General features: G+C 70.7%; 17 protein-coding genes. 9 read left to right on the forward strand and 8 right to left on the reverse strand.

The window, feature by feature from the left end; genetic code table 11:
* The first annotated feature begins 102 nt into the window (after positions 1-102).
* From ACFCXS_RS12330 to ACFCXS_RS12345, 4 genes are all read left to right on the forward strand, one after another.
* On the forward strand, positions 103-915 hold the full coding sequence (locus tag ACFCXS_RS12330) for an aminoglycoside N(3)-acetyltransferase (RefSeq protein ID WP_376643191.1): 813 nt from the start codon (positions 103-105) through the stop codon (positions 913-915).
* 31 nt (positions 916-946) lie between these two features.
* Positions 947-1,870 carry an ABC transporter ATP-binding protein gene (locus tag ACFCXS_RS12335; RefSeq protein WP_376643192.1) on the forward strand — a complete coding sequence of 308 codons (924 nt, stop codon included), beginning with the start codon at positions 947-949 and terminating at the stop codon, positions 1,868-1,870.
* A 145-nt stretch (positions 1,871-2,015) separates the two neighbouring features.
* Complete coding sequence (locus tag ACFCXS_RS12340; protein ID WP_376643408.1) at positions 2,016-2,732, forward strand: ABC transporter permease; 717 nt, start codon at positions 2,016-2,018, stop codon at positions 2,730-2,732.
* A gap of 54 nt (positions 2,733-2,786) precedes the next feature.
* Positions 2,787-3,794: a heme A synthase gene (locus ACFCXS_RS12345; RefSeq protein WP_376643193.1), complete on the forward strand. Its 1,008-nt coding sequence runs from the start codon at positions 2,787-2,789 to the stop codon at positions 3,792-3,794.
* Between the two features lie 37 nt (positions 3,795-3,831).
* Here the strand turns inward: ACFCXS_RS12345 and ACFCXS_RS12350 are convergent, their stop codons facing one another.
* From ACFCXS_RS12350 to ACFCXS_RS12360, 3 genes are all read right to left on the reverse strand, one after another.
* Positions 3,832-4,938, reverse strand: coding sequence for an amidohydrolase family protein (locus ACFCXS_RS12350; RefSeq protein WP_376643194.1), 1,107 nt, complete (start codon positions 4,936-4,938; stop codon positions 3,832-3,834).
* Positions 4,939-5,093: 155 nt separating this feature from the next.
* Positions 5,094-5,426: a hypothetical protein gene (locus ACFCXS_RS12355; protein WP_376643195.1), complete on the reverse strand. Its 333-nt coding sequence runs from the start codon at positions 5,424-5,426 to the stop codon at positions 5,094-5,096.
* A 58-nt stretch (positions 5,427-5,484) separates the two neighbouring features.
* Positions 5,485-6,438: a heme o synthase gene (locus ACFCXS_RS12360; protein ID WP_376643196.1), complete on the reverse strand. Its 954-nt coding sequence runs from the start codon at positions 6,436-6,438 to the stop codon at positions 5,485-5,487.
* Positions 6,439-6,785: 347 nt separating this feature from the next.
* On the opposite strand from ACFCXS_RS12360, the gene tkt reads away from it, so the two are divergent.
* From tkt to pgl, 5 genes are read left to right on the forward strand one after another with little or no spacing between them, the layout of a single operon-like run.
* Positions 6,786-8,873: a transketolase gene (gene tkt, locus ACFCXS_RS12365; protein ID WP_376643197.1), complete on the forward strand. Its 2,088-nt coding sequence runs from the start codon at positions 6,786-6,788 to the stop codon at positions 8,871-8,873.
* 34 nt (positions 8,874-8,907) lie between these two features.
* Positions 8,908-10,026 carry a transaldolase gene (tal, locus tag ACFCXS_RS12370; protein WP_376643198.1) on the forward strand — a complete coding sequence of 373 codons (1,119 nt, stop codon included), beginning with the start codon at positions 8,908-8,910 and terminating at the stop codon, positions 10,024-10,026.
* 4 nt (positions 10,027-10,030) lie between these two features.
* The gene (gene zwf, locus ACFCXS_RS12375) at positions 10,031-11,554 is read left to right on the forward strand and encodes a glucose-6-phosphate dehydrogenase (protein ID WP_376643199.1); all 1,524 of its coding nucleotides are present in this window, start codon (positions 10,031-10,033) and stop codon (positions 11,552-11,554) included.
* Positions 11,551-12,684, forward strand: coding sequence for a glucose-6-phosphate dehydrogenase assembly protein OpcA (gene opcA / locus ACFCXS_RS12380; RefSeq protein WP_376643200.1), 1,134 nt, complete (start codon positions 11,551-11,553; stop codon positions 12,682-12,684). Before zwf ends, opcA begins: the two co-directional genes overlap by 4 nt.
* Entirely contained in the window at positions 12,681-13,466 is a 786-nt protein-coding gene (gene pgl, locus ACFCXS_RS12385) for a 6-phosphogluconolactonase (protein WP_376643201.1), read from the forward strand. Before opcA ends, pgl begins: the two co-directional genes overlap by 4 nt.
* A gap of 51 nt (positions 13,467-13,517) precedes the next feature.
* Here pgl and ACFCXS_RS12390 read toward each other — a convergent pair whose 3' ends face one another.
* The 5 genes from ACFCXS_RS12390 to ACFCXS_RS12410 all read right to left on the reverse strand — a co-directional run bounded on the left by ACFCXS_RS12390 (position 13,518) and on the right by ACFCXS_RS12410 (position 20,190).
* Positions 13,518-14,357, reverse strand: coding sequence for a carbohydrate ABC transporter permease (locus ACFCXS_RS12390; RefSeq protein ID WP_376643202.1), 840 nt, complete (start codon positions 14,355-14,357; stop codon positions 13,518-13,520).
* Complete coding sequence (locus ACFCXS_RS12395) at positions 14,354-15,715, reverse strand: ABC transporter permease subunit (RefSeq protein WP_376643203.1); 1,362 nt, start codon at positions 15,713-15,715, stop codon at positions 14,354-14,356. The genes ACFCXS_RS12390 and ACFCXS_RS12395 overlap by 4 nt, the downstream gene beginning before the upstream one ends.
* A 6-nt stretch (positions 15,716-15,721) precedes the next feature.
* Positions 15,722-17,047, reverse strand: coding sequence for an ABC transporter substrate-binding protein (locus tag ACFCXS_RS12400; protein ID WP_376643204.1), 1,326 nt, complete (start codon positions 17,045-17,047; stop codon positions 15,722-15,724).
* A gap of 52 nt (positions 17,048-17,099) precedes the next feature.
* On the reverse strand, positions 17,100-18,755 hold the full coding sequence (locus tag ACFCXS_RS12405; RefSeq protein WP_376643205.1) for a glycoside hydrolase family 13 protein: 1,656 nt from the start codon (positions 18,753-18,755) through the stop codon (positions 17,100-17,102).
* 163 nt (positions 18,756-18,918) lie between these two features.
* Positions 18,919-20,190: an ABC transporter substrate-binding protein gene (locus ACFCXS_RS12410; RefSeq protein WP_376643206.1), complete on the reverse strand. Its 1,272-nt coding sequence runs from the start codon at positions 20,188-20,190 to the stop codon at positions 18,919-18,921.
* Between the last annotated feature and the right edge of the window lie 36 nt (positions 20,191-20,226).

Consider the following 20,226-nt stretch of genomic DNA (forward strand, 5'->3'; position numbering starts at 1 on the left):
TGCCCTGCGTCACTTAGGTAAACCTAATCCGACCTGCGGAAACGATCTCTGATCGATCAAAGAGGTGGCATGCGGCAGCCGGATCGGGGACACTCCACAACCATGCCCACACCGCCTCCGACCGGCCCTCTTGTCACCCGCGAGACGCTCCGGACCCAGCTCGCCGAGCTGGGCGTGCGGCCGGGCGAGATCCTCCTCGCGCACTCCTCGCTCAGCGCCCTCGGCTGGGTCAACGGCGGCGCCGTCGCGGTGGTGGAAGGACTGCTCGACGCGCTCGGCCCGGAGGGCACGCTCGTGGTCCCCACCCAGACCGGCGACCTGTCCGACCCGGCCCTGTGGGGCAACCCGCCCGTACCCCCGGAATGGTGGGCGGCCATCCGTGCCACCATGCCCGCCTACGACCCGCGGATCACACCCAGCCGCGGGGTCGGCGTCGTCCCCGAGACCGTGCGGACCTGGCCCGGCGCACTGCGCAGCGCGCATCCGCAGACCTCGTTCGCCGCGCTCGGCCCCCGCGCGGCGCAGGTGCTGGACGGGCACGCGCCCGACTGCCGGCTCGGTGAGCGCAGCCCGCTCGCGAAGCTGGAGGCGATGGGCGCCCGGGTACTGCTGCTCGGCGCCGGCTACGCCTCCTGCACGAGCTTCCACCTCGCCGAGTACCGGATACCGTCCCCGCGCGTCGCCGTGGGCCGGCCGGGGCCGGACGGCTGGGAGACCGTCACCGAGGTGTCGATCAGCTCGGACCGCTTCGACGAGCTGGGCTACGACTTCGAACGGGACCGTCCCGTCGTGCGCGGAAAGGTCGGCGCGGCCGAGGCGCGGCTGTTCCCGGTGGCGGACGCGGTGGCCTACGCCGAACGGTGGCTGGCGGCCCACCGGCCCCGTGATGAGGAATTCCTCCACCCGCCGGTCTGAGGTCCGGCCCGCCTCCCTAGACTCTGGACCCATGCGAAGTGAGCCCGTGATCCAGGTCCAGGCCCTGGTGAAGCGGTACGGCACGAAGACCGCGGTGGACGGGCTCGACCTGGTGGCCCGGACGGGCGTGACCGCCGTGCTCGGTCCCAACGGGGCGGGCAAGACGACCACGGTCGAGACCTGCGAGGGGTACCGGAAGCCGGATTCCGGCACGGTGCGCGTCCTGGGTCTCGACCCGGTGAGACAGTCCGGGGACCTGCGGCCCCGCATCGGCGTGATGCTCCAGTCCGGCGGCGTCTACTCGGGCTCCCGGGCCGACGAGATGCTCCGCCACGTGGCGAAGCTGCACGCACACCCCCTGGACGTGGACGCGCTGATCGAGCGGCTGGGCCTCGGCTCCTGCGGCCGCACGACGTACCGGCGGCTGTCCGGCGGGCAGCAGCAGCGACTCGCGCTGGCCATGGCCGTGGTCGGACGGCCTGAGCTGGTCTTCCTCGACGAGCCGACCGCCGGACTCGACCCACAGGCCCGCCGCGCCACCTGGGACCTCGTGCGGGACCTGCGCGCCGACGGCGTCTCCGTCGTCCTCACCACCCACTACATGGACGAGGCCGAGCAGCTCGCGGACGACGTGGCGATCATCGACGCCGGCCGGGTCATCGCCCAGGGTTCCCCCGAGGAGCTGTGCCGGGGCGGCGCCGAGAACACGCTCCGCTTCACGGGCCGGCCGGGCCTCGACGTCGGCTCCCTGCTGAAGGCCCTGCCCGCCGACTGCTCGGCCGCCGAGCTGACGCCGGGCTCCTACCGGGTCGTGGGCAAGGTCGACCCGCAGCTGCTCGCGACGGTCACCTCCTGGTGCGCCCAGCACGGCGTGATGCCGGAGAAGATCTCGGTCGAGCGGCACACCCTGGAGGACGTGTTCCTGGAGCTGACCGGCAAGGAGTTGCGCTCATGATCCCGCCCCGCACGGAGATCGGCCGGGGGCCCGGGGGTGCCCCGGGCAAGCACAGCCTGGAGCTCACCGGCAAGGAGTTGCGCTCGTGACCGCCACCGGCACCGGGACGTACACGCCGAAGCCCGGCGCGGCGCCTCTGACCCGCATGATCGCGGCCCAGGCCGCCCTCGAGACGAAGATGCTGTTGCGCAACGGCGAGCAGCTGCTGCTGACGGTTGTCATCCCGACCCTGCTCCTGGCGCTCTTCAGCACCGTGGACATCGTCGACACCGGCGCCGGCGAGGCGGTCGACTTCCTCGCGCCCGGCATCCTCGCGCTCGCGGTGATGTCGACCGCGTTCACGGGCCAGGCCATCGCCACCGGCTTCGAGCGCCGCTACGGCGTGCTGAAGCGGCTCGCGTCCTCGCCCCTGCCCCGCTGGGGCCTGATGACGGCGAAGACGCTGTCCGTCCTGGTCACCGAGGTGCTCCAGGTGACCCTGCTGACGGTGATCGCCTTCGCGCTCGGCTGGTCGCCGCACGGCAACCCGGTCGCCGTCCTGCTCTTCCTGGTTCTCGGCACGGCCGCCTTCTCGGGGCTGGGCCTGCTGATGGCCGGGACGCTGAAGGCCGAGGCGACGCTGGCCGCGGCCAACCTGGTGTTCCTGCTGCTGCTGGTGGGCGGCGGGGTCGTCGTGCCGCTGGACAAGTTCCCCGCCGGCGCGCAGGACGTGCTGGGCCTGCTGCCGATCGCGGCCCTGTCCGACGGGCTGCGGGACGTGCTCCAGCACGGCGCCGGGATGCCCTGGGGCGACCTCGGGATCCTGGCCGTGTGGGCGGTCGTGGGCCTGGCGGCGGCCGGGAAGTTCTTCCGCTGGGAGTAGGGACGGTGTCCTGTGACGGACCCTCGTGAACGCATGCACAAGCGGCGGCCTACGATGGTTCGCGTGCCACACGTGACCCGCGCCGACGCCCAGGCCGCCCTGCGCAACCCGCTCGCCTTCATCGCCGAGCGCTGGACCCCGGAACCCCGGACGGTCCGGCGCGCGGCCCTCACCGCACTGCTGATGTCGGTGATCATCGTCGTCACCGGCGGCGCCGTCCGCCTGACCGGCTCGGGCCTGGGCTGCCCGACCTGGCCCAAGTGCACCGACGACTCGCTCACCGCCACCAGCGCGATGGGCTTCCACGGCGCCATCGAGTTCGGCAACCGCATGCTGACGTACGTGCTGTGCGCGGCCGTCGGCTGGGCGATCATCGCCGCGCGCTCGCAGAAGCCGTACCGGCGGGGCCTCGTACGGCTGGGCTGGGCGCAGTTCTGGATCGTGATGAGCAACGCGATCCTCGGCGGCATCGTGGTGCTGGTCGGTCTCAACCCGTACACGGTCGCGGCCCACTTCGTGGCGACCTCCGCGCTCATCGCGGTGGCCACGGTGATGTGGCAGCGCACCCGGGAGGGTGACGCGGTACCGCGCCCACTGGTCGGCAAGGCCGTGCAGCAGCTGGTGTGGTTCCTGGCCGCGGCGGCCGTCCTGCTCATCCTGGTCGGCACGGTCGTCACCGGCGCGGGCCCGCACGCGGGCGACTCCAGCGAGGTCGAGCGGATGCCGGTCGACTGGGAGACGGTGAGCAAGCTGCACGCCGTGCTGGCCTGGATCGTGGTGACGCTGACGTTCGCCCTGTGGTTCGTCCTCAAGGCGGTCGACGCGCCGAGGAACCCGCTGAACCGCACCCGCGAGCTGTTCCTGATCCTGCTCGCCCAGGGCGTCATCGGCTACGTCCAGTACTTCACGGACCTGCCCGAGATCCTGGTCGGCCTGCACATGCTCGGCTCGGCCGTGATGTGGATCTGGGTGCTGCGGGTGGTGCTGTCGCTTCGCGAGCGGCCGGAGGCCGGCGTGGACCTGCCCGGGCCCACCGCCGAGGCCACCCTGACCAAGGCCTAGGCCTTCGGTTCCCCGCGACCCGAGCCGGACGAAAGGCCTAGTCGAGCCCGTACACCCGGCGGGCGTTCCCCGACGCCAGCATGCCCGCCACCCGCTGCGCGTCGGTCAGTGACCAGGCGCCCTCGGCGACCCAGGTGCCGAGCACCCGTCCGAGGGCCTCACGGAACAGCCGGGCCCCCACCACGTGCAGTTCGGGCAGGCCCTGCGCGCCGGTGGAGAAGAGGATCTTGCCGAAGGGGGCCAGTTCCAGGATCTCGGCGAGGACGGTCGCGGCCCGGGCGCCCGTGCGGACCAGGGCGGCACCGCAGTCGACGTGGACGTGCGGGAAGACTCCGGCGAGATGGGCGGCCTGCCGGTGATACGGGTAGCCGTGCAGCAGCACCAGGTCCGTGCCGAGACCGGCGGTGGCCCGTACGAAGTCCGTCAGCAGCACCGGATCCGTACGGTCGATCCGCAGCGCCGGGGCGCCCAGCCCCGCGTGCAGCTGGAGCGGCAGCCCCGAGGCGACCGCGCTCCACAGCAGGTGCCGGAGCAGCACAGGGTCGCTCAGCTCAGCGCCGACGCCTCGCCCCGCGAGCCAGCGGCCCGCCGCACCGCGCACCTCCCCGGGCCCGGGCGGCTCCGGAGCGAGCGCGAGGCCGTGCCGCACGCCGGCGACCGAGGTGAAGGCGACGGCGTGGGCGGCGGCCGTGTGCACCGACTCGGCGAGGTTGGCGAGGAAGGACTCGACGGTTCCGGAGGTGTCGGCGACCTGTTCGGCGAGGAGTTCCAGGCGCACGATCTCGCGGGCCTCCGCCGCTCCCGCGCCGGCCAGCTCGCCGGGTTCGGTCAGATCACCCGGGAGGCCGGTGTCGACCAGGTACGTGGTGATGCCGCTGCCGCGCAGGAGGCGGCGGCCGGACTCCAGGACGCCCAGCTCCCGGCGTCGGGCCAGGTAGCGGGCGGGTGCGCAGTGGGGTTCGAGACCGAGCAGGGGAGGGCACCAGCGCCGCACGGCGAAGCCGGTCTGGGTGTCGAAGAGGGTGGTGCCGGGGGCGGGTGGGCCCTCGGTGCGGCTGAGGTGGGCCTCGAAGGTGCCGAGGCCCAGCTCCGTGCGCAGCACTCCGTGGCAGTACTGGTCCACCAGTGACGGCGTGTCGATCATCCGGGCCTCCCGGGGTGGACCCTGTTGTTCTCAAGGGTCCTAACGGGTGAACCGGGTGTGAGGTCGCGGTCCCGGGGTGGGCGGCCGGTGCCGTGCGGCGGGTGCGGGCCGTATTCGGTGGCTCGCGCAGTTCCCCGCGCCCCCAAAGAACCAGGTCAGTCGTTCTTGGGGCCGCCCACCTGGATGCCCGCCATGCGGGACCACTCGTAGCGGCCCGTCTTGACCTTCGCGGCGAATTCGCCGTCGAAGGACTCGTGGCGGGTGATGCCCGACTTCTCCACGGCCTTCTCGGCGATGTCGTAGGAGGGGGCGACCAGGTCGCCCCAGTTGCCGTCCTCGCCGACCAGGACGATGCGGGCACCGCGCTCGCCGATGTAGGCGACCTGGCCCTCGGCGCCGCCGTGGGCCGCGGAGAAGGAGGAGATCTGCTTGGCCAGCCGGGCCACCTTGCGCTCGGCCTTCGGGTCAACCTGCTGCGTGTCTGCCATGGCCAGGATGCTACTCACGAGTAGATCGACTCGCGAGGGCGGGGCGGTGTGACGTGCGTCAGCGCAGGAAGGGGTCCACCGCGACCGCCACGAAGAGCAGCGACACGTAGGTGATCGACCAGTGGAACAGGCGCATCTCCTTGAGCTTGCCGCCCGTCACCTCCGCCTTCGCGCGGCTCTGCAGGCCGTGCGCCTCCCAGAGCCAGAAGCCGCCGGCCAGCAGGGCCACCGAGGTGTAGAACCAGCCGGTGTAGCCGAGGGGGGTGAGCAGGAGCGAGACGCCGACCATGACCCAGCTGTAGATCACGATCTGCTTGGCGACCACCTTGTTGGAGGCGACCACCGGCAGCATGGGCACACCCACGCGCGCGTAGTCCTCCTTGACCTTCATGGACAGCGGCCAGTAGTGCGGCGGCGTCCAGAAGAACATGACCATGAAGAGGATGACCGGCGCCCACGACATCGAGTTCGTGACCGAGGACCAGCCGATCAGCACCGGCAGGCAGCCGGCGATGCCGCCCCACACGATGTTCTGCGAGGTACGCCGCTTGAGGATCATCGTGTAGACGACGACGTAGAAGAGGAGCGCGCCGAGGGCGAGCCAGGCGCTCAGCCAGTTCACGGTGAGGCCGAACAGCAGCGTGGAGGCGACGGCCAGCGTGATGCCGAAGGCCAGGCACTCGCGCGGGCTGACCATGCCGGTGACCAGCGGACGCTGCGAGGTGCGGTCCATCAGCGCGTCGATGTCGCGGTCGATGTACATGTTGAGGGCGTTGGCGCCGCCCGCGGACATGTAGCCGCCGAGGCACGTCAGCAGCACCAGCGTCAGGTCGGGCACGCCCTGCTGCGCCAGGAACATCACCGGCACCGTCGTGATCAGCAGCAGCTCGATGATCCGCGGCTTGGTGAGAGCCACGAATGCCATGACACGGGCCCCGAGCGGCCGGTGGGCCGGGCTCTGGTCAGCCCCGGTCATCCCCGCTGGACGGGATTCAACGGCCGTCACGCACACCCCTACAGAGACATCCCAGCAAGCCTCACCGCTGTGAAGTCCCGGTAAAGGCTCGCGCGTACCACGCCACTTTAGACGTTGCCCAGACTCGGACATTCGCGGGGGTCGGCTCGTGTTGGCGGAGGCCTTCGGAAGGGCGCCTCGAAGCTCGATTGAGCACCCGGATGAGCGGCTCCGTATTCACCTGTCGAACGCGGTACGGCCCAGTCGGGAAGCGGATCGGGATCAGCCCCGGCACTCTGGAGTGACTCGAAAAAACGCACGTCCCACGGGGGTAGGCTCGACTGCGGCCGGTGGGCGCCCCGATACACCGGCATCCGACATGTGGAGAGGAGCCCTGACCCAGGGTGAGCACCAAGCCGACCACCACAGACCTCGAGTGGACCGAGTTGGACCAGCGGTCCGTCGACACCGCGCGTGTCCTGGCCGCCGATGCCGTACAGAAGGTCGGCAACGGCCATCCGGGTACGGCGATGAGCCTGGCGCCTGCCGCCTACACCCTCTTCCAGAAGGTGATGCGGCACGACCCGGCGGACGCCGACTGGGTCGGACGGGACCGCTTCGTGCTGTCCGCCGGCCACTCGTCCCTGACCCTCTACACCCAGCTGTACCTGGCCGGCTTCGGCCTGGAGCTGGACGATCTGAAGTCCTTCCGGACCTGGGGCTCGAAGACCCCCGGCCACCCGGAGTACGGGCACACGACGGGTGTGGAGACGACCACCGGCCCGCTCGGCCAGGGTGTCGCCAACGCGGTGGGCATGGCGATGGCCGCCCGCTACGAGCGCGGTCTGTTCGACCCGGACGCCGCCGAGGGCGAGTCGCCGTTCGACCACTTCATCTACTGCATCGCCGGTGACGGCTGCCTCCAGGAGGGCATCTCCTCCGAGGCCTCGTCCCTCGCGGGCCACCAGAAGCTCGGCAACCTGATCCTGCTGTGGGACGACAACCACATCTCGATCGAGGGCGACACCGAGACGGCCGTCTCCGAGGACACCGCCAAGCGGTACGAGGCCTACGGCTGGCACGTGCAGCGCGTGGAGCCGAAGGCCGACGGCGACCTGGACCCGGCCGCGATCTTCGAGGCGATCCAGAAGGCCAAGGCCGTCACGGACAGGCCGTCGTTCATCGCGATGCGCTCGATCATCGCCTGGCCGGCCCCGAACGCGCAGAACACCGAGGCGGCGCACGGCTCGGCGCTCGGCGACGACGAGGTCGCGGCGACCAAGCGCGTCCTGGGCTTCGACCCGGAGCAGTCCTTCGAGGTCTCCGACGAGGTCATCTCGCACACCCGCAAGGCGCTGGAGCGGGGCCAGGCGGCCCGCGCGGTGTGGGAGAAGGCGTACCAGCAGTGGCGGGACAACAACCCCGAGCGTGCCGCGGAGTACGACCGCGTCGCCAAGGGTGAGCTGCCCAAGGGCTGGGAGGAGAAGATCCCGGTCTTCGAGGTCGGCAAGGGTGTCGCCACGCGCGCCGCGTCCGGCAAGGTGCTGCAGGCCCTCGGCGGAGTCGTCCCGGAGCTGTGGGGCGGCTCGGCCGACCTGGCCGGCTCCAACAACACCACGATCGACAAGACCAGCTCCTTCCTCCCGGCGGGCAACCCGCTGCCGGAGGCGGACCCGTACGGTCGCACGATCCACTTCGGTATCCGCGAGCACGCGATGGCCGCCGAGATGAACGGCATCGCGCTGCACGGCAACACCCGGATCTACGGCGGCACGTTCCTGGTCTTCTCCGACTACATGCGCAATGCGGTGCGGCTGTCGGCGCTGATGCACCTGCCGGTGACGTACGTGTGGACGCACGACTCCATCGGCCTCGGTGAGGACGGCCCGACGCACCAGCCCGTCGAGCACCTCGCGTCGCTGCGCGCGATCCCCGGCCTGAACCTCGTGCGCCCGGCCGACGCCAACGAGACCGCCATCGCCTGGCGCGAGATCCTCAAGCGCTGGACGAAGGAGTTCGGCAAGGGGCAGCCGCACGGCCTCGCGCTGACGCGCCAGGGCGTTCCGACGTACGAGCCCAACGAGGATGCCGCGCGCGGCGGTTACGTGCTGTTCGAGGCCGACGGCGGTGAGCCCGAGGTCATCCTGATCGCCACCGGCTCGGAGGTGCACGTCGCCGTCGAGGCGCGCGAGCAGCTCCAGGGCGCCGGCGTGCCCACGCGCGTCGTGTCCATGCCGTCGGTGGAGTGGTTCGAGCAGCAGGACCAGGGGTACCGGGACAGCGTTCTGCCGCCGTCCGTCCGTGCCCGGGTCGCGGTGGAGGCCGGTATCGGTCTCACGTGGCACAAGTACGTGGGGGACGCCGGCCGCATCGTTTCCCTGGAGCACTTCGGTGCTTCGGCCGACGGCAAGGTCCTCTTCCGCGAGTTCGGCTTCACTCCCGAGAACGTGGCCGCCGCCGCGCGGGAATCGATCGCCGCAGCTCAGCGCTGACGCTTATACACGACACGTAGGAGATGGAATTTCCATGACAGACGCACTCAAGCGCCTCTCCGAGGAAGGCGTGGCGATCTGGCTGGACGACCTGTCGCGCAAGCGGATCACGTCCGGCAACCTCGCCGAGCTGATCGACCAGCAGCACGTCGTGGGCGTCACCACCAACCCCTCGATCTTCCAGAAGGCGATCTCGCAGGGCGACGGCTACGACACGCAGCTGACCGACCTCGCCGCCCGCAAGGTCACGGTCGAAGAGGCCATCCGCATGATCACCACGGCGGACGTCCGTGACGCCGCCGACATCCTGCGTCCGGTCTTCGACGCCACCGGCGGCCAGGACGGCCGGGTCTCGATCGAGGTCGACCCGCGCCTGGCGCACAACACCCGGGCGACGGTCGCCGAGGCCAAGCAGCTCGCCTGGCTGGTGGACCGGCCCAACACGCTCATCAAGATCCCGGCGACCGAGGCGGGTATCCCGGCCATCGCCGAGACCATCGGCCTGGGCATCAGCGTCAACGTCACGCTGATCTTCTCGCTGGAGCGCTACCGCCTGGTCATGGACGCGTTCCTGGAGGGCCTGGAGAAGGCCAAGGAGCGCGGCCTGGACCTGTCGCAGATCCACTCCGTGGCCTCGTTCTTCGTCTCCCGCGTGGACACCGAGATCGACAAGCGGATCGACGCGCTGGGCACCGACGAGGCCAAGGCCGCGCGCGGCAAGGCCGGCGTCGCCAACGCCCGGCTGGCCTACCAGGCGTACGAGGAGGTCTTCTCCTCGGACCGCTGGAGCGCCCTGGAGAAGGCGGGTGCCAACAAGCAGCGTCCGCTGTGGGCGTCCACCGGCGTGAAGGACAAGGCCTACAAGGCCACCCTCTACGTCGACGAGCTGGTCGCGCCCAACACGGTGAACACCATGCCGGAGGCGACCCTGTTCGCCACCGAGGAGCAGGGCGAGATCCGCGGCAACGCCGTCTCCGGCACGTACGAGCAGGCCCGCGCCGACCTCGACGCGGTCGAGAAGCTCGGGATCAAGTACGACGACGTGGTCCGGCTGCTGGAGGAGGAGGGCGTCGAGAAGTTCGAGGCGTCCTGGACCGACCTGCTGAAGTCGACCGAGGCCGAGCTCAAGCGCCTCGCCCCTTCGGAGGGCTGAACAGGTGTCGAGCAGCAACCCGCTGCGTGACCCCGCGGACCGACGGCTCCCGCGCATCGCGGGGCCGTCGGGCCTGGTCATCTTCGGCGTCACGGGCGACCTGTCCCGCAAGAAGCTCATGCCCGCCGTGTACGACCTCGCCAACCGCGGTCTGCTGCCGCCGGGCTTCTCCCTGGTGGGCTTCGCCCGCCGCGAGTGGGCGCACGAGGACTTCGCTCAGGAGGTCCACGACGCGGTCAAGGAACACGCCCGCACGCCCTTCCGCGAGGAGGTCTGGCAGCAGCTCATCCAGGGCATGCGCTTCGTGCAGGGCACGTTCGACGACGACGACGCGTTCGAGCGGCTGCGCTCCACGATCGAGGAGCTCGACAAGGCACAGGGCACGGGCGGCAACTTCGCCTTCTACCTGTCGGTGCCGCCGTCGGCCTTCCCCGTGGTCATCCAGCAGCTGAAGAAGCACCAGCTGGCCGACCAGACGGGCGGTTCCTGGCGGCGAGCGGTCATCGAGAAGCCGTTCGGCCACAACCTGGAGTCGGCCGAGGAGCTCAACAAGGTCGTCCACGAGGTCTTCGCCCCGGACCAGGTCTTCCGCATCGACCACTACCTGGGCAAGGAGACCGTCCAGAACATCCTGGCGCTGCGCTTCGCCAACACGATGTTCGAGCCGATCTGGAACCGGTCCTTCGTGGACCACGTGCAGATCACCATGGCCGAGGACATCGGCATCGGCGGCCGGGCCGGCTACTACGACGGCATCGGCGCCGCCCGTGACGTCATCCAGAACCACCTGCTCCAGCTCATGGCACTGACCGCGATGGAGGAGCCGGCCTCCTTCGACGCGGACGCGCTCGCCGCCGAGAAGACCAAGGTGCTCGGCGCCGTGCGGCTGCCGAAGGACATGGGCCGCGACACCGTGCGCGCCCAGTACGCGGCCGGCTGGCAGGGCGGCGCGAAGGTGATCGGCTATCTCGACGAGGACGGCATCAACGCCTCCTCGAAGACCGACACCTACGCCGCGATCAAGCTGGAGATCGACAACCGCCGCTGGGCGGGCATCCCCTTCTATCTGCGCACCGGCAAGCGCCTCGGCCGCCGCGTGACGGAGATCGCGGTCGTGTTCCAGCGGGCCCCGCACTCCCCCTTCGACTCCACCGCCACCGAGGAGCTCGGCTCCAACGCGATCGTCATCCGCGTCCAGCCGGACGAGGGCGTCACGGTCCGCTTCGGCTCGAAGGTGCCGGGCACGTCGATGGAGATCCGGGACGTGTCGATGGACTTCGCCTACGGCGAGTCCTTCACGGAGTCCAGCCCGGAGGCGTACGAGCGTCTGATCCTGGACGTTCTGCTCGGTGACTCGAACCTCTTCCCGCGCACCGAGGAGGTCGAGCTGTCCTGGAAGATCCTCGACCCGATCGAGGAGTACTGGGACAAGAACGGCAAGCCCGCCCAGTACCCGGCCGGTACCTGGGGGCCCGTCGAGGCGGACGAAATGCTCGAGCGACACGGACGGAGCTGGCGCCGGCCATGAAGACAGACCTCACGGACACCACGGCCGGCAAGGTCAACAAGGCGCTCGTGCAGGGCCGCCGGGCCATCGGCACACCGGCGGTCGGCATGGTCCTCACGCTGGTCATCGTGACGGACGAGGAGAACGCCTACGACGCGCTGAAGGCCGCGAGCGACGCCGCGCACGAGCATCCCTCGCGCACGCTCGTGGTCATCAAGCGCGTCTCCCGCTCGCCCCGCGACCGCACCCAGTCCCGTCTGGACGCGGAGGTCCGGGTCGGCGCGGACGCCGGTACGGGCGAGACGGTCGTGCTCCGGCTGTACGGCGAGGTCGCGGACCACGCCCAGTCGGTGGTGCTGCCGCTGCTGCTGCCTGATGCCCCGGTGGTGGTGTGGTGGCCGGTGAACGCGCCGCTCGACCCGGCGAAGGACCCCCTGGGTGCCCTCGCGCAGCGCCGCGTCACCGACACGTACGCCTCCGAGCAGCCGGTACGGGACCTGGCGACCCGGTCGGGGACCTACACCCCCGGCGACACGGATCTGTCCTGGACCCGCATCACGCCCTGGCGTTCCATGCTGGCTGCGGCCCTCGACCAGGTCACCTGCGAGGTACGGGCCGTCGAGGTGGAGGGCGAGGAGTTCAACCCGAGCTGTGAGCTGCTGGCGATGTGGCTCGCGGACCGGCTGGACGTGCCCGTGAAGCGCTCGCTGTCCAGCGGCCCCGGTCTGACGGCGGTCCGGATGGACACCAACTGCGGGCCGATCAAGCTGGACCGGGCCGACGGCTCCCTGGCGACGCTCTCCATCGAGGGCCAGCCGGACCGGGCTGTCGCGCTCAAGCGCAGGGAGACCGCCGAGCTGATGGCGGAGGAGCTGCGCCGCCTGGACCCGGACGACACGTACGCGTCGGCGCTGCGGTTCGGGGTGGACCGGCTGAAGTCGTCCTGGTCGGCTCCGGCGCCGCGGGTCTCCGGGGACCCGGTCGCCAAAGGAGAGCGCGGAGAGCCCAAAAGTGACGGGCGAGGACGACTCGCCCTCCCCGCTCCCGTTGAAGCGGCTGCGAAAGCTCCCGCTTCACAAGCGACGGCGGAGGAACCGGTGAGGCAGGAACCGCCCGCGCTGGAACCGGTACGGAAGGCGACGACGAAGTGAGTACGGCACCGCAGCTGGTCGTCCACCGCGACAAGGAGCTGATGGCGCAGGCCGCGGCGGCGCGGCTGATCACCAGGATCGTGGACGCGCAGGCCTCCCGGGGTTCGGCGTCCGTGGTCCTGACGGGCGGCCGCAACGGCAACGGCCTGCTGGCCGCGCTGGCCGCGGCGCCCGCCCGGGACGCGATCGACTGGAGCCGGCTCGACCTCTGGTGGGGCGACGAGCGGTTCCTGCCCGAGGGCGACCCCGAGCGCAACGTCACCCAGGCGAGGGAGGCTCTGCTCGACTCGGTTCCGCTCGATCCGAAGCGGGTGCACGCGATGCCCGCGTCGGACGGGCCGCACGGCACCGACGTGGACGCGGCGGCCGCCGCGTACGCGGAGGAGCTGGCAGCGGCGTCGGGCCCGGAGAACCACGGGCCCGTGCCCACGTTCGACGTGCTGATGCTGGGCGTCGGGCCGGACACGCATGTGGCGTCGCTGTTCCCGGAGTTGCCGGCGGTCCGGGAGACCGACCGCACGGTGGTCGGCGTCCACGGCGCGCCCAAGCCGCCGCCGACCCGGGTGACGCTGACGCTGCCGGCGATCCGGGCGGCACGGGAGGTATGGCTCCTGGCCGCGGGCGAGGACAAGGCCGAGGCGGCGGCGATCGCCCTCTCGGGAGCCGGGGAGATCCAGGCTCCGGCGGCGGGGGCGTACGGCAGGAGCCGGACGCTGTGGCTGCTGGACGGGGCGGCGGCTTCCCAGCTGCCGCGTTCGCTGTATCCACCGGCGTCACCGTGAACGCCCTCGGGCCCCCGCTTCGTGGCGAAGTGGGGGCCCGAGACGCATGTGCTATTTGACCGAACCGGCCATCACGCCCTGCACGAAGTGCCTCTGGAACGCGAAGAACACGACGACAGGGACGACCAGGGACACGAACGCCCCGGGTGCCAGCACATCGATGTTGCTGCCGAACTGGCGTATCTGGGACTGGAGTTCCACGGTCAGCGGCTGCGAGGAACTGTCCGCGAACAGCAGCGCCACCAGCATGTCGTTCCACACCCACAGGAACTGGAAGATGGCCAGGGAGGCGATCGCCGGCCGCCCGACGGGGAGAACCAGCCGCGTGAAGATCCGCCACTCGCTGCCCCCGTCCATGCGGGCCGCCTCCAGCATCTCCTTCGGCATCTCGGCGAAGTAGTTGCGGAGCAGGAACACCGCGAACGGCAGGCCGTAGGCCACGTGGAAGAGGACGACTCCGGGGATCGTGCCGAACAGGCCCAGCTGCCCGAAGAGTTTGGCGACCGGCAGCAGTCCGATCTGCACGGGCACCACCAGCAGCGCCACCACGACCAGGAAGACCGTCTCCCGTCCGGGGAAGTCCAGCCATGCGAAGGCGTACCCCGCGAGTGCCGCGATCACCACGACCAGCACCGTCGTCGGCACGGATATCAGCACCGTGTTCCAGAACGCCTGCGTGATCCCGGCGTTCCCCAGCAGCGACGAGTAGTTGTCGAAGGACAGCTGCCCCGGGCTGGAGAACACCGTCCACCAGCCGCCCCTGGCCGTGTCCTCGGCGGACCGCAGCGAGGACAGGAACAGTCCGGCCAGCGGCGTCATCCACACCAGGCCGACCAGGACGAGGAAGGCCTGGACGAGACCGTTGCCCAGTCCGCGCCGCACCGCGTTCATCGCTGACTCCTTCGGAAACGGCGGACGTTGAACACCATGGCCGGGACGACCAGCAGCAGGAGCAGCACGCCCAGCGCACTGCCGAGTCCCTGGTTGTTGCCGCCGCCGAACGACACCAGCCACATCTGCGTCGCGAGTACGGTCGCGTCCTCCTGCACGGGGCCGGGCGCGATGATGTAGACGAGGTCGAAGACCTTCATCACGTTGATGACGAGGGTGATGAAGACGACCGACAGGACGGGTGCCAGCAGGGGCACCGTGATCCGGCGGAAGATCTGCCACTCGTTCGCGCCGTCCATCCGCGCCGCCTCCAGGGCGTCCCGCGGCAGCGTCGCCAGACCCGCCCCGATCAGCACCATGGCGAAGCCGGTCCAGATCCACAGGTACGCGCCGATGATCGCAGGGGTGACCAGCGCCGGCCCGAGCCAGGAGACGCCCTCGTAGGGCTGGGCGAAGTTCGACGACGGCAGCTTCACCTGGTAGGAGCCCGATGCGAGGCCCTCGAAGCGGAAGGAACCGTCGGCGGCCGTGGTGGTCGTGGCGACCGGCTCGCCGTCGCGGACCGCCTCGACCTTCATCTCCGGCAGTCCGCTCTCCCGCCGGTCGACCTTGCCCTGCTCCCCTCCCCCGCCGGGCGTGAAGTCGAGGTAGACGACTCCGCGCAGTTCGTCGGGGCCGGCCTTGCGCCCCGCCGCCGCGTACGCCGGTTCGGCTCCGCCCGGCAGGTCGTCGGGCTGTACACCGACGAGGCCCAGCGCCACCGCGTCCCCGGGCGCCACGCTCGTACTCGTGCGGTACGAGCCGTCCTTGTCCTTCGTCAGGCCGTGGGCGTCGCGTGCCCGGGCCGTCGGGTAGGAGGACTCCCCCTTGAAGGCGTCGTGGACGGAGACGACGGCGGCGTTGAGCACGCCCTTGTCGGGGTCCTCGTCGTAGGCGAGCCGGAAGATGATGCCGGCGGCGAGGAAGGAGACGGCCATCGGCATGAAGAGGAGCAGCTTGAACGCCGTGGCCCAGCGGACCTTCTCCACCAGCACGGCCAGGATCAGCCCGAGGCCGGTGAGCAGGGCGGGGGCGATGACGACCCAGACGGCCGTGTTGCGGACCGCCTTGAGGGTCGCCGGGTCACGGAACATCTCGGCGTAGTTGTCTCCGCCGACGAAGCTCGTCCCCGAGGCGTCGAAGAAGCTGCGGCCGATGCTGAACAGCACGGGGTAGACGACGAGCGCGCCGAGCAGCAGCAGCGCGGGCAGTACGAACAGCAGGGCGATGATCTTCCCGCGCCGGCGCAGTAGCCGGGTGCGGTCGGCGACCGGGCCGGGCGGTGGGGAGCTCGTGTCTTTCACGAGGGTCGCTGTCATGGCGTATCAGTCCTGGTACGCCTTGGCCGCCGCGGCCTCCAGCTTCGCCGCGGTGCCCTTCGGGTCGGAGGGGTCGCGCAGGAAGTCCTGGAGGAGCTTCCACTCGCCGGCGCCCTTCGTGCCGCCGAAGGCCGCCGGGGCCTGGTCGGACATGTCGAAGCGGACCGAGTCCCCGGCCTGGACGAGGGACTTGGCGGTGGCGCGGGTGACGTCGTCGCCGTAGGAGGCGAGGTCGACCTTCTTGTTCGGGGAGAGGAAGCCGCCCGCCTCCGCCCACACGGCCGAGGCCTCGGAGGTCGACAGGTACTCCAGGAGGGCCTGGGCGGCCTTCTGGTTCTTGCCGTCCTTGAGGACGACGGCGGCGTCACCGCCGCTGACGACCGGTGCCTCGCCGCCGCCGACCGCCGGGAACGGGAAGAAGTTCGCGTCCTGGCCGACCTTCTTGCCGAACTGGTCCTTGGCGACACCGGCGACGAAGTCGCCCTCGTAGACCATGCCGGCCTCGGGCTCGGGGCCGAACACCTTCTCCACCGAGCCGGGGAAGTCGGTGTTCAGGGCGCCCTTCTGGCCGCCGGCGATGAGCTGCTTGTCCTTGAAGAGCTTGCCGAGGGTGGTGAGGGCGTCGACGACGGACGCGTCGGTCCACTTGAGCTTGTGGGCGGCGAGGGCGTCGTACTTCTCGGGTCCGGCCTGGGAGAGGTAGACGTTCTCGAACCAGTCGGTGAGGGTCCAGCCGTCCTGTCCGGCGACAGAGAAGGCGGCCAGGCCGGAGTCGGAGACGGTCCGGCCGGCCTTGAGCATCTCGTCGTAGCTCTTCGGGGGCTTCACACCGGCCTGCTCGAGGGCGTCGGGGCTGTACCAGACGGTCGACTTGTGGGCGGCCTTGAAGTACAGGCCGTAGAGCTTGCCGTCGACGCTGCCGTACTTCTTCCACACGGGGGCGTAGCCCGCGTCGACGGCCTGCTCGGTCTTCGCCGACAGCGGCTTGAGCCAGCCCTTCTGCGCGAACTGCTTGAGCACGCCGACCTGCGGGACCATCACGACGTCGGGGGCGTTGCCGCCCTCGATCTTGCTGCCGACGACAGTGGAGACGTTGTCGCCGGTGGACGTGAACTGCGTCTTGGCGCCGGTCTTCTCGGTGAAGGCGTCGAGCACCTTCTGGAAGTTCTTCTGCTCGGTGCCGGACCAGACACCGGCCACGGTGACCGACTGGCCGCTGAGCGCCTTGTCGCCGCCGCCGGCCGAGACGGGTCCGCCGCCGCAGGCGGTCGCGCCGAGCGCCAGGACGAGAGCGGTGCAGCCGGTGAGCAGGGTGGTACGTCGTCGCATCATCGTTGATGTCCCTTCGGGGAGTTGACTTGCGAAGCGTTCGCTTGCGGGGCGTTCAGGAACGGATCCACCAGGCGGCCGTCGAGCCGGAGAGCACTCCGGACGGGCAGGGGCCGCTGGCGAGCAGGGGGGTGCCGGGGACCGGCGCGGGGGTGGGGGCCGTGCCGAAGTTGACAGCGCAGACCAGGTCGCCGCGTTCGAAGGCCAGGACGCCGGGTGAGGCGTCCAGCCAGCGCAGGGTTCCCTCGCCCAACTGGGGCAGGGTGCCTCGCAGCTGGAGGCCGTCGCGGTACAGGTGCCAGAAGGAGCGGGTGTCGGCGAGGGCGCGGTCGGTGGCGTACTCGGCGAAGTACTCCGGCTGCGGCAGCCACGGCTTGGCGCTCTCCACGCCCGGGGTGAAGCCGAACGGCGAGGCCTGGCCCGACCAGGGCAGCGGGACCCGGCAGCCGTCGCGGATACGGGCCCGGCTGCCGGTACGGCGGAAGATCGGGTCGGTGAGCACGTCGTCGGGCAGGTCCACGACCTCCGGCAGCCCCAGCTCCTCGCCCTGGTAGATGTACGCGGCACCGGGCAGGGCCAGCAGGAGCAGCGCGGCTGCGCGAGCCCGGGCGGCGCCGAGGCCGCTGCCCTCGGTGGCGGGCTCGCCGTAGCGGGTGACGGTGCGGACCTGGTCGTGGTTGTTGAGGACCCAGGTGACGGTCGAGCCGGTTCCGGCGATGTCCTGCATGGCCTCCGAGATGACCTTCCGGAAGGCGTCGGCGTCCCAGGAGGCGCTCAGCAGGTCGAAGAAGAAGGCCTGGTGGAGTTCGTCGGAGCGGACGTACTGCGCGTGTTCGCGGGCGGTGGGCACGGACACCTCGCCGACGAGGAGGCGTTCGCCGCCGTCGCGCTCGGTGTACTCCTCGCATATGGAGCGCCAGCGGCGCCACACGTCGTGCACCTCGGGCTGGTTCCAGGCGAGCGGGTTGACGGAGTCGCGGGTGCGGGCGTCGGCCTCCGGGTCGTCGGAGTCGGGCAGCTCGGGGTGCTTGTAGAGGCCGGCGGCGACGTCGATGCGGAAGCCGTCGACGCCGCGGTCCAGCCAGAAGCGCAGGACCCGGTCGAACTCGGCGGCGACCTCGGGGTCGCGCCAGTTCCAGTCGGGCTGCTCGGGCGTGAACATGTGCAGGTACCACTGGCCGGGTGTCCCGTCCGGCTCGGTCACGCGGCTCCACGCCGGGCCGCCGAACATGGCGTGCCAGTTGTTGGGCGGCTCGGCGCCGTCGGGACCGCGGCCGTCGGCGAAGTGGAAGCGGGCCCGGGCCGGGCTGCCGGCAGGGGCGCCGAGCGCCTCGCGGAACCAGGGGTGCGCGCTGGAGCAGTGATTCGGGACGATGTCGAGCAGCACCTTGATGCCGAGCCGCCGGGCTGCCCCCACGAGCTGGTCGAACTCGTCGAGGTCGCCGAAGAGCGGGTCGACGCCGCAGTAGTCGGCCACGTCGTAGCCATGGTCGTGCTGCGGCGAGGGATAGAAGGGGCTCAGCCAGATCCCGTCGACGCCGAGCTTCTTGAGGTACGGCAGTCCGGCCCGGACGCCGGCGAGGTCGCCGATGCCGTCGCCGGTGCTGTCGAGGAAGCTGCGGACGTACACCTGATAGATCACTGCGTCACGCCACCAGTGGTGCCTGTTCAACCCATCGACCTGTCTCTGAGGAGGGCAGCGGTTATGCATGCATGTTAAGTAGGCGTGTCGAGAGGGTGTCAATGAAAAGGCAGAAGGTATCGAGCGGCTGGAGTGCCCAAATGCGGACACACAGGGGCAATAGTCAGTGAGATGAGACGCCCGCGTTACCTAACAAGTAACTAGGAAGGATCTACAAGGGTCGTGGAAAGCGCTAGCCGCGGGAGACGACGGCGAGCTCTCGCGCCAGTCGTCGCACCGCCGCGGCGGGCGTCTGGTGCCCCGCCATCGCATCGTGCACGACCGCCTGCACCACCAGGCTCACCTGGCCGTAGCGCGGGCTCTTGGGGCGCGGCTCGGCCGCGAGGACACTCGTCCGCAGGGTCGGCAGGTAGGGGAACCGGCGGATGAGCTCGGGATCCCGGTAGAGATCCGCGCGCACGGGCGGCAGCGCGCCGCGCGTGAGGACCTGCCGCTGGACGCCTTCACTGGTGAGGTACGCGATCAGGCGGGCCGCCGAGTCGGGGTGGCGCGCATGCGCGCTGACGGCCAGATTGGAGCCGCCGAGGACGCTGGTCCCCGGCCCGCCGGGGCCGGGCAGGGGCACGGCACCGACCTTGCCGGCGACCTTCGAACCGGGGGCGGAGGCACCGACGTAGGCGTACGGCCAGTTCCGCAGGAAGAGCAGCCGGCCGTCCTGGAAGGCCTGCTTGGACTCCTCCTCCTTGTACGTCAGCGCTTCCTTCGGGATCCAGCCCTCGCGCACCCCGCGCGCCAGGAACCCGATGCCCTCGCGCGCGGCCGCCGAGTCGACGGTGACGCGCTCGCCCTCGTCGCCGAGGATCGAGCCGCCCGCCGAGTAGACGGCCTCGGCCGCGTTCACGGTGAGGCCCTCGTAGGGCAGGAACTGCCCGGCGTAGCCGTCGAGGCCGTACTTCGGGGCGATGGTCTTCGCGTACCGCTCCAGCTCCGCCCAGGTACGCGGCGGTGCGACGCCCTCCTTCGCGAGGACGTCCTTGCGGTACAGCAGCAGGCCGGCGTTGGTGACGTACGGGACGGCGTACAACTGCCCGTCATAGGTCGCCGTGTCCACGACCGGCTGGAGGAAGGTCTTCAGGGGGAAGCGGTCCCGGGGCAGTGGCCTGATCCAGCCCGCCGCGGCGAACTCGGGGGTCCAGTTGACGTCGATGTTGAGCACGTCGAACCGGCTGCGGTCACCGTCGCGCAGGTCGGTGATCATCTGGGCCTGGGTCTCGTCGGCCGAGTCCGGCAACTCGACGAGGGTGACCTTCTCGCCGGGGTGGGTACGGTTCCAGCCCTCCAGCAGGGGGCCGAGGTAGCCGGTGAGGTCACCGGCGGTGGCCAGGGTGAGCGGTCCGCGGCCGCCCCCGGAGGGCTCGCCCGCCTGCGCTCCGGCGGCGACGTAGCCTGTCAGGACCACGACGAGAACGAGAAGGCCCCTACCCGCGGCATGGATCCACCGCATAGGTTCCTCCCTGTACACCGGCGCTGGGCACCCTTG

Source organism: Streptomyces sp. NPDC056373 (assembly GCF_042262425.1).
Taxonomy (GTDB): Bacteria; Actinomycetota; Actinomycetes; order Streptomycetales; family Streptomycetaceae; genus Streptomyces.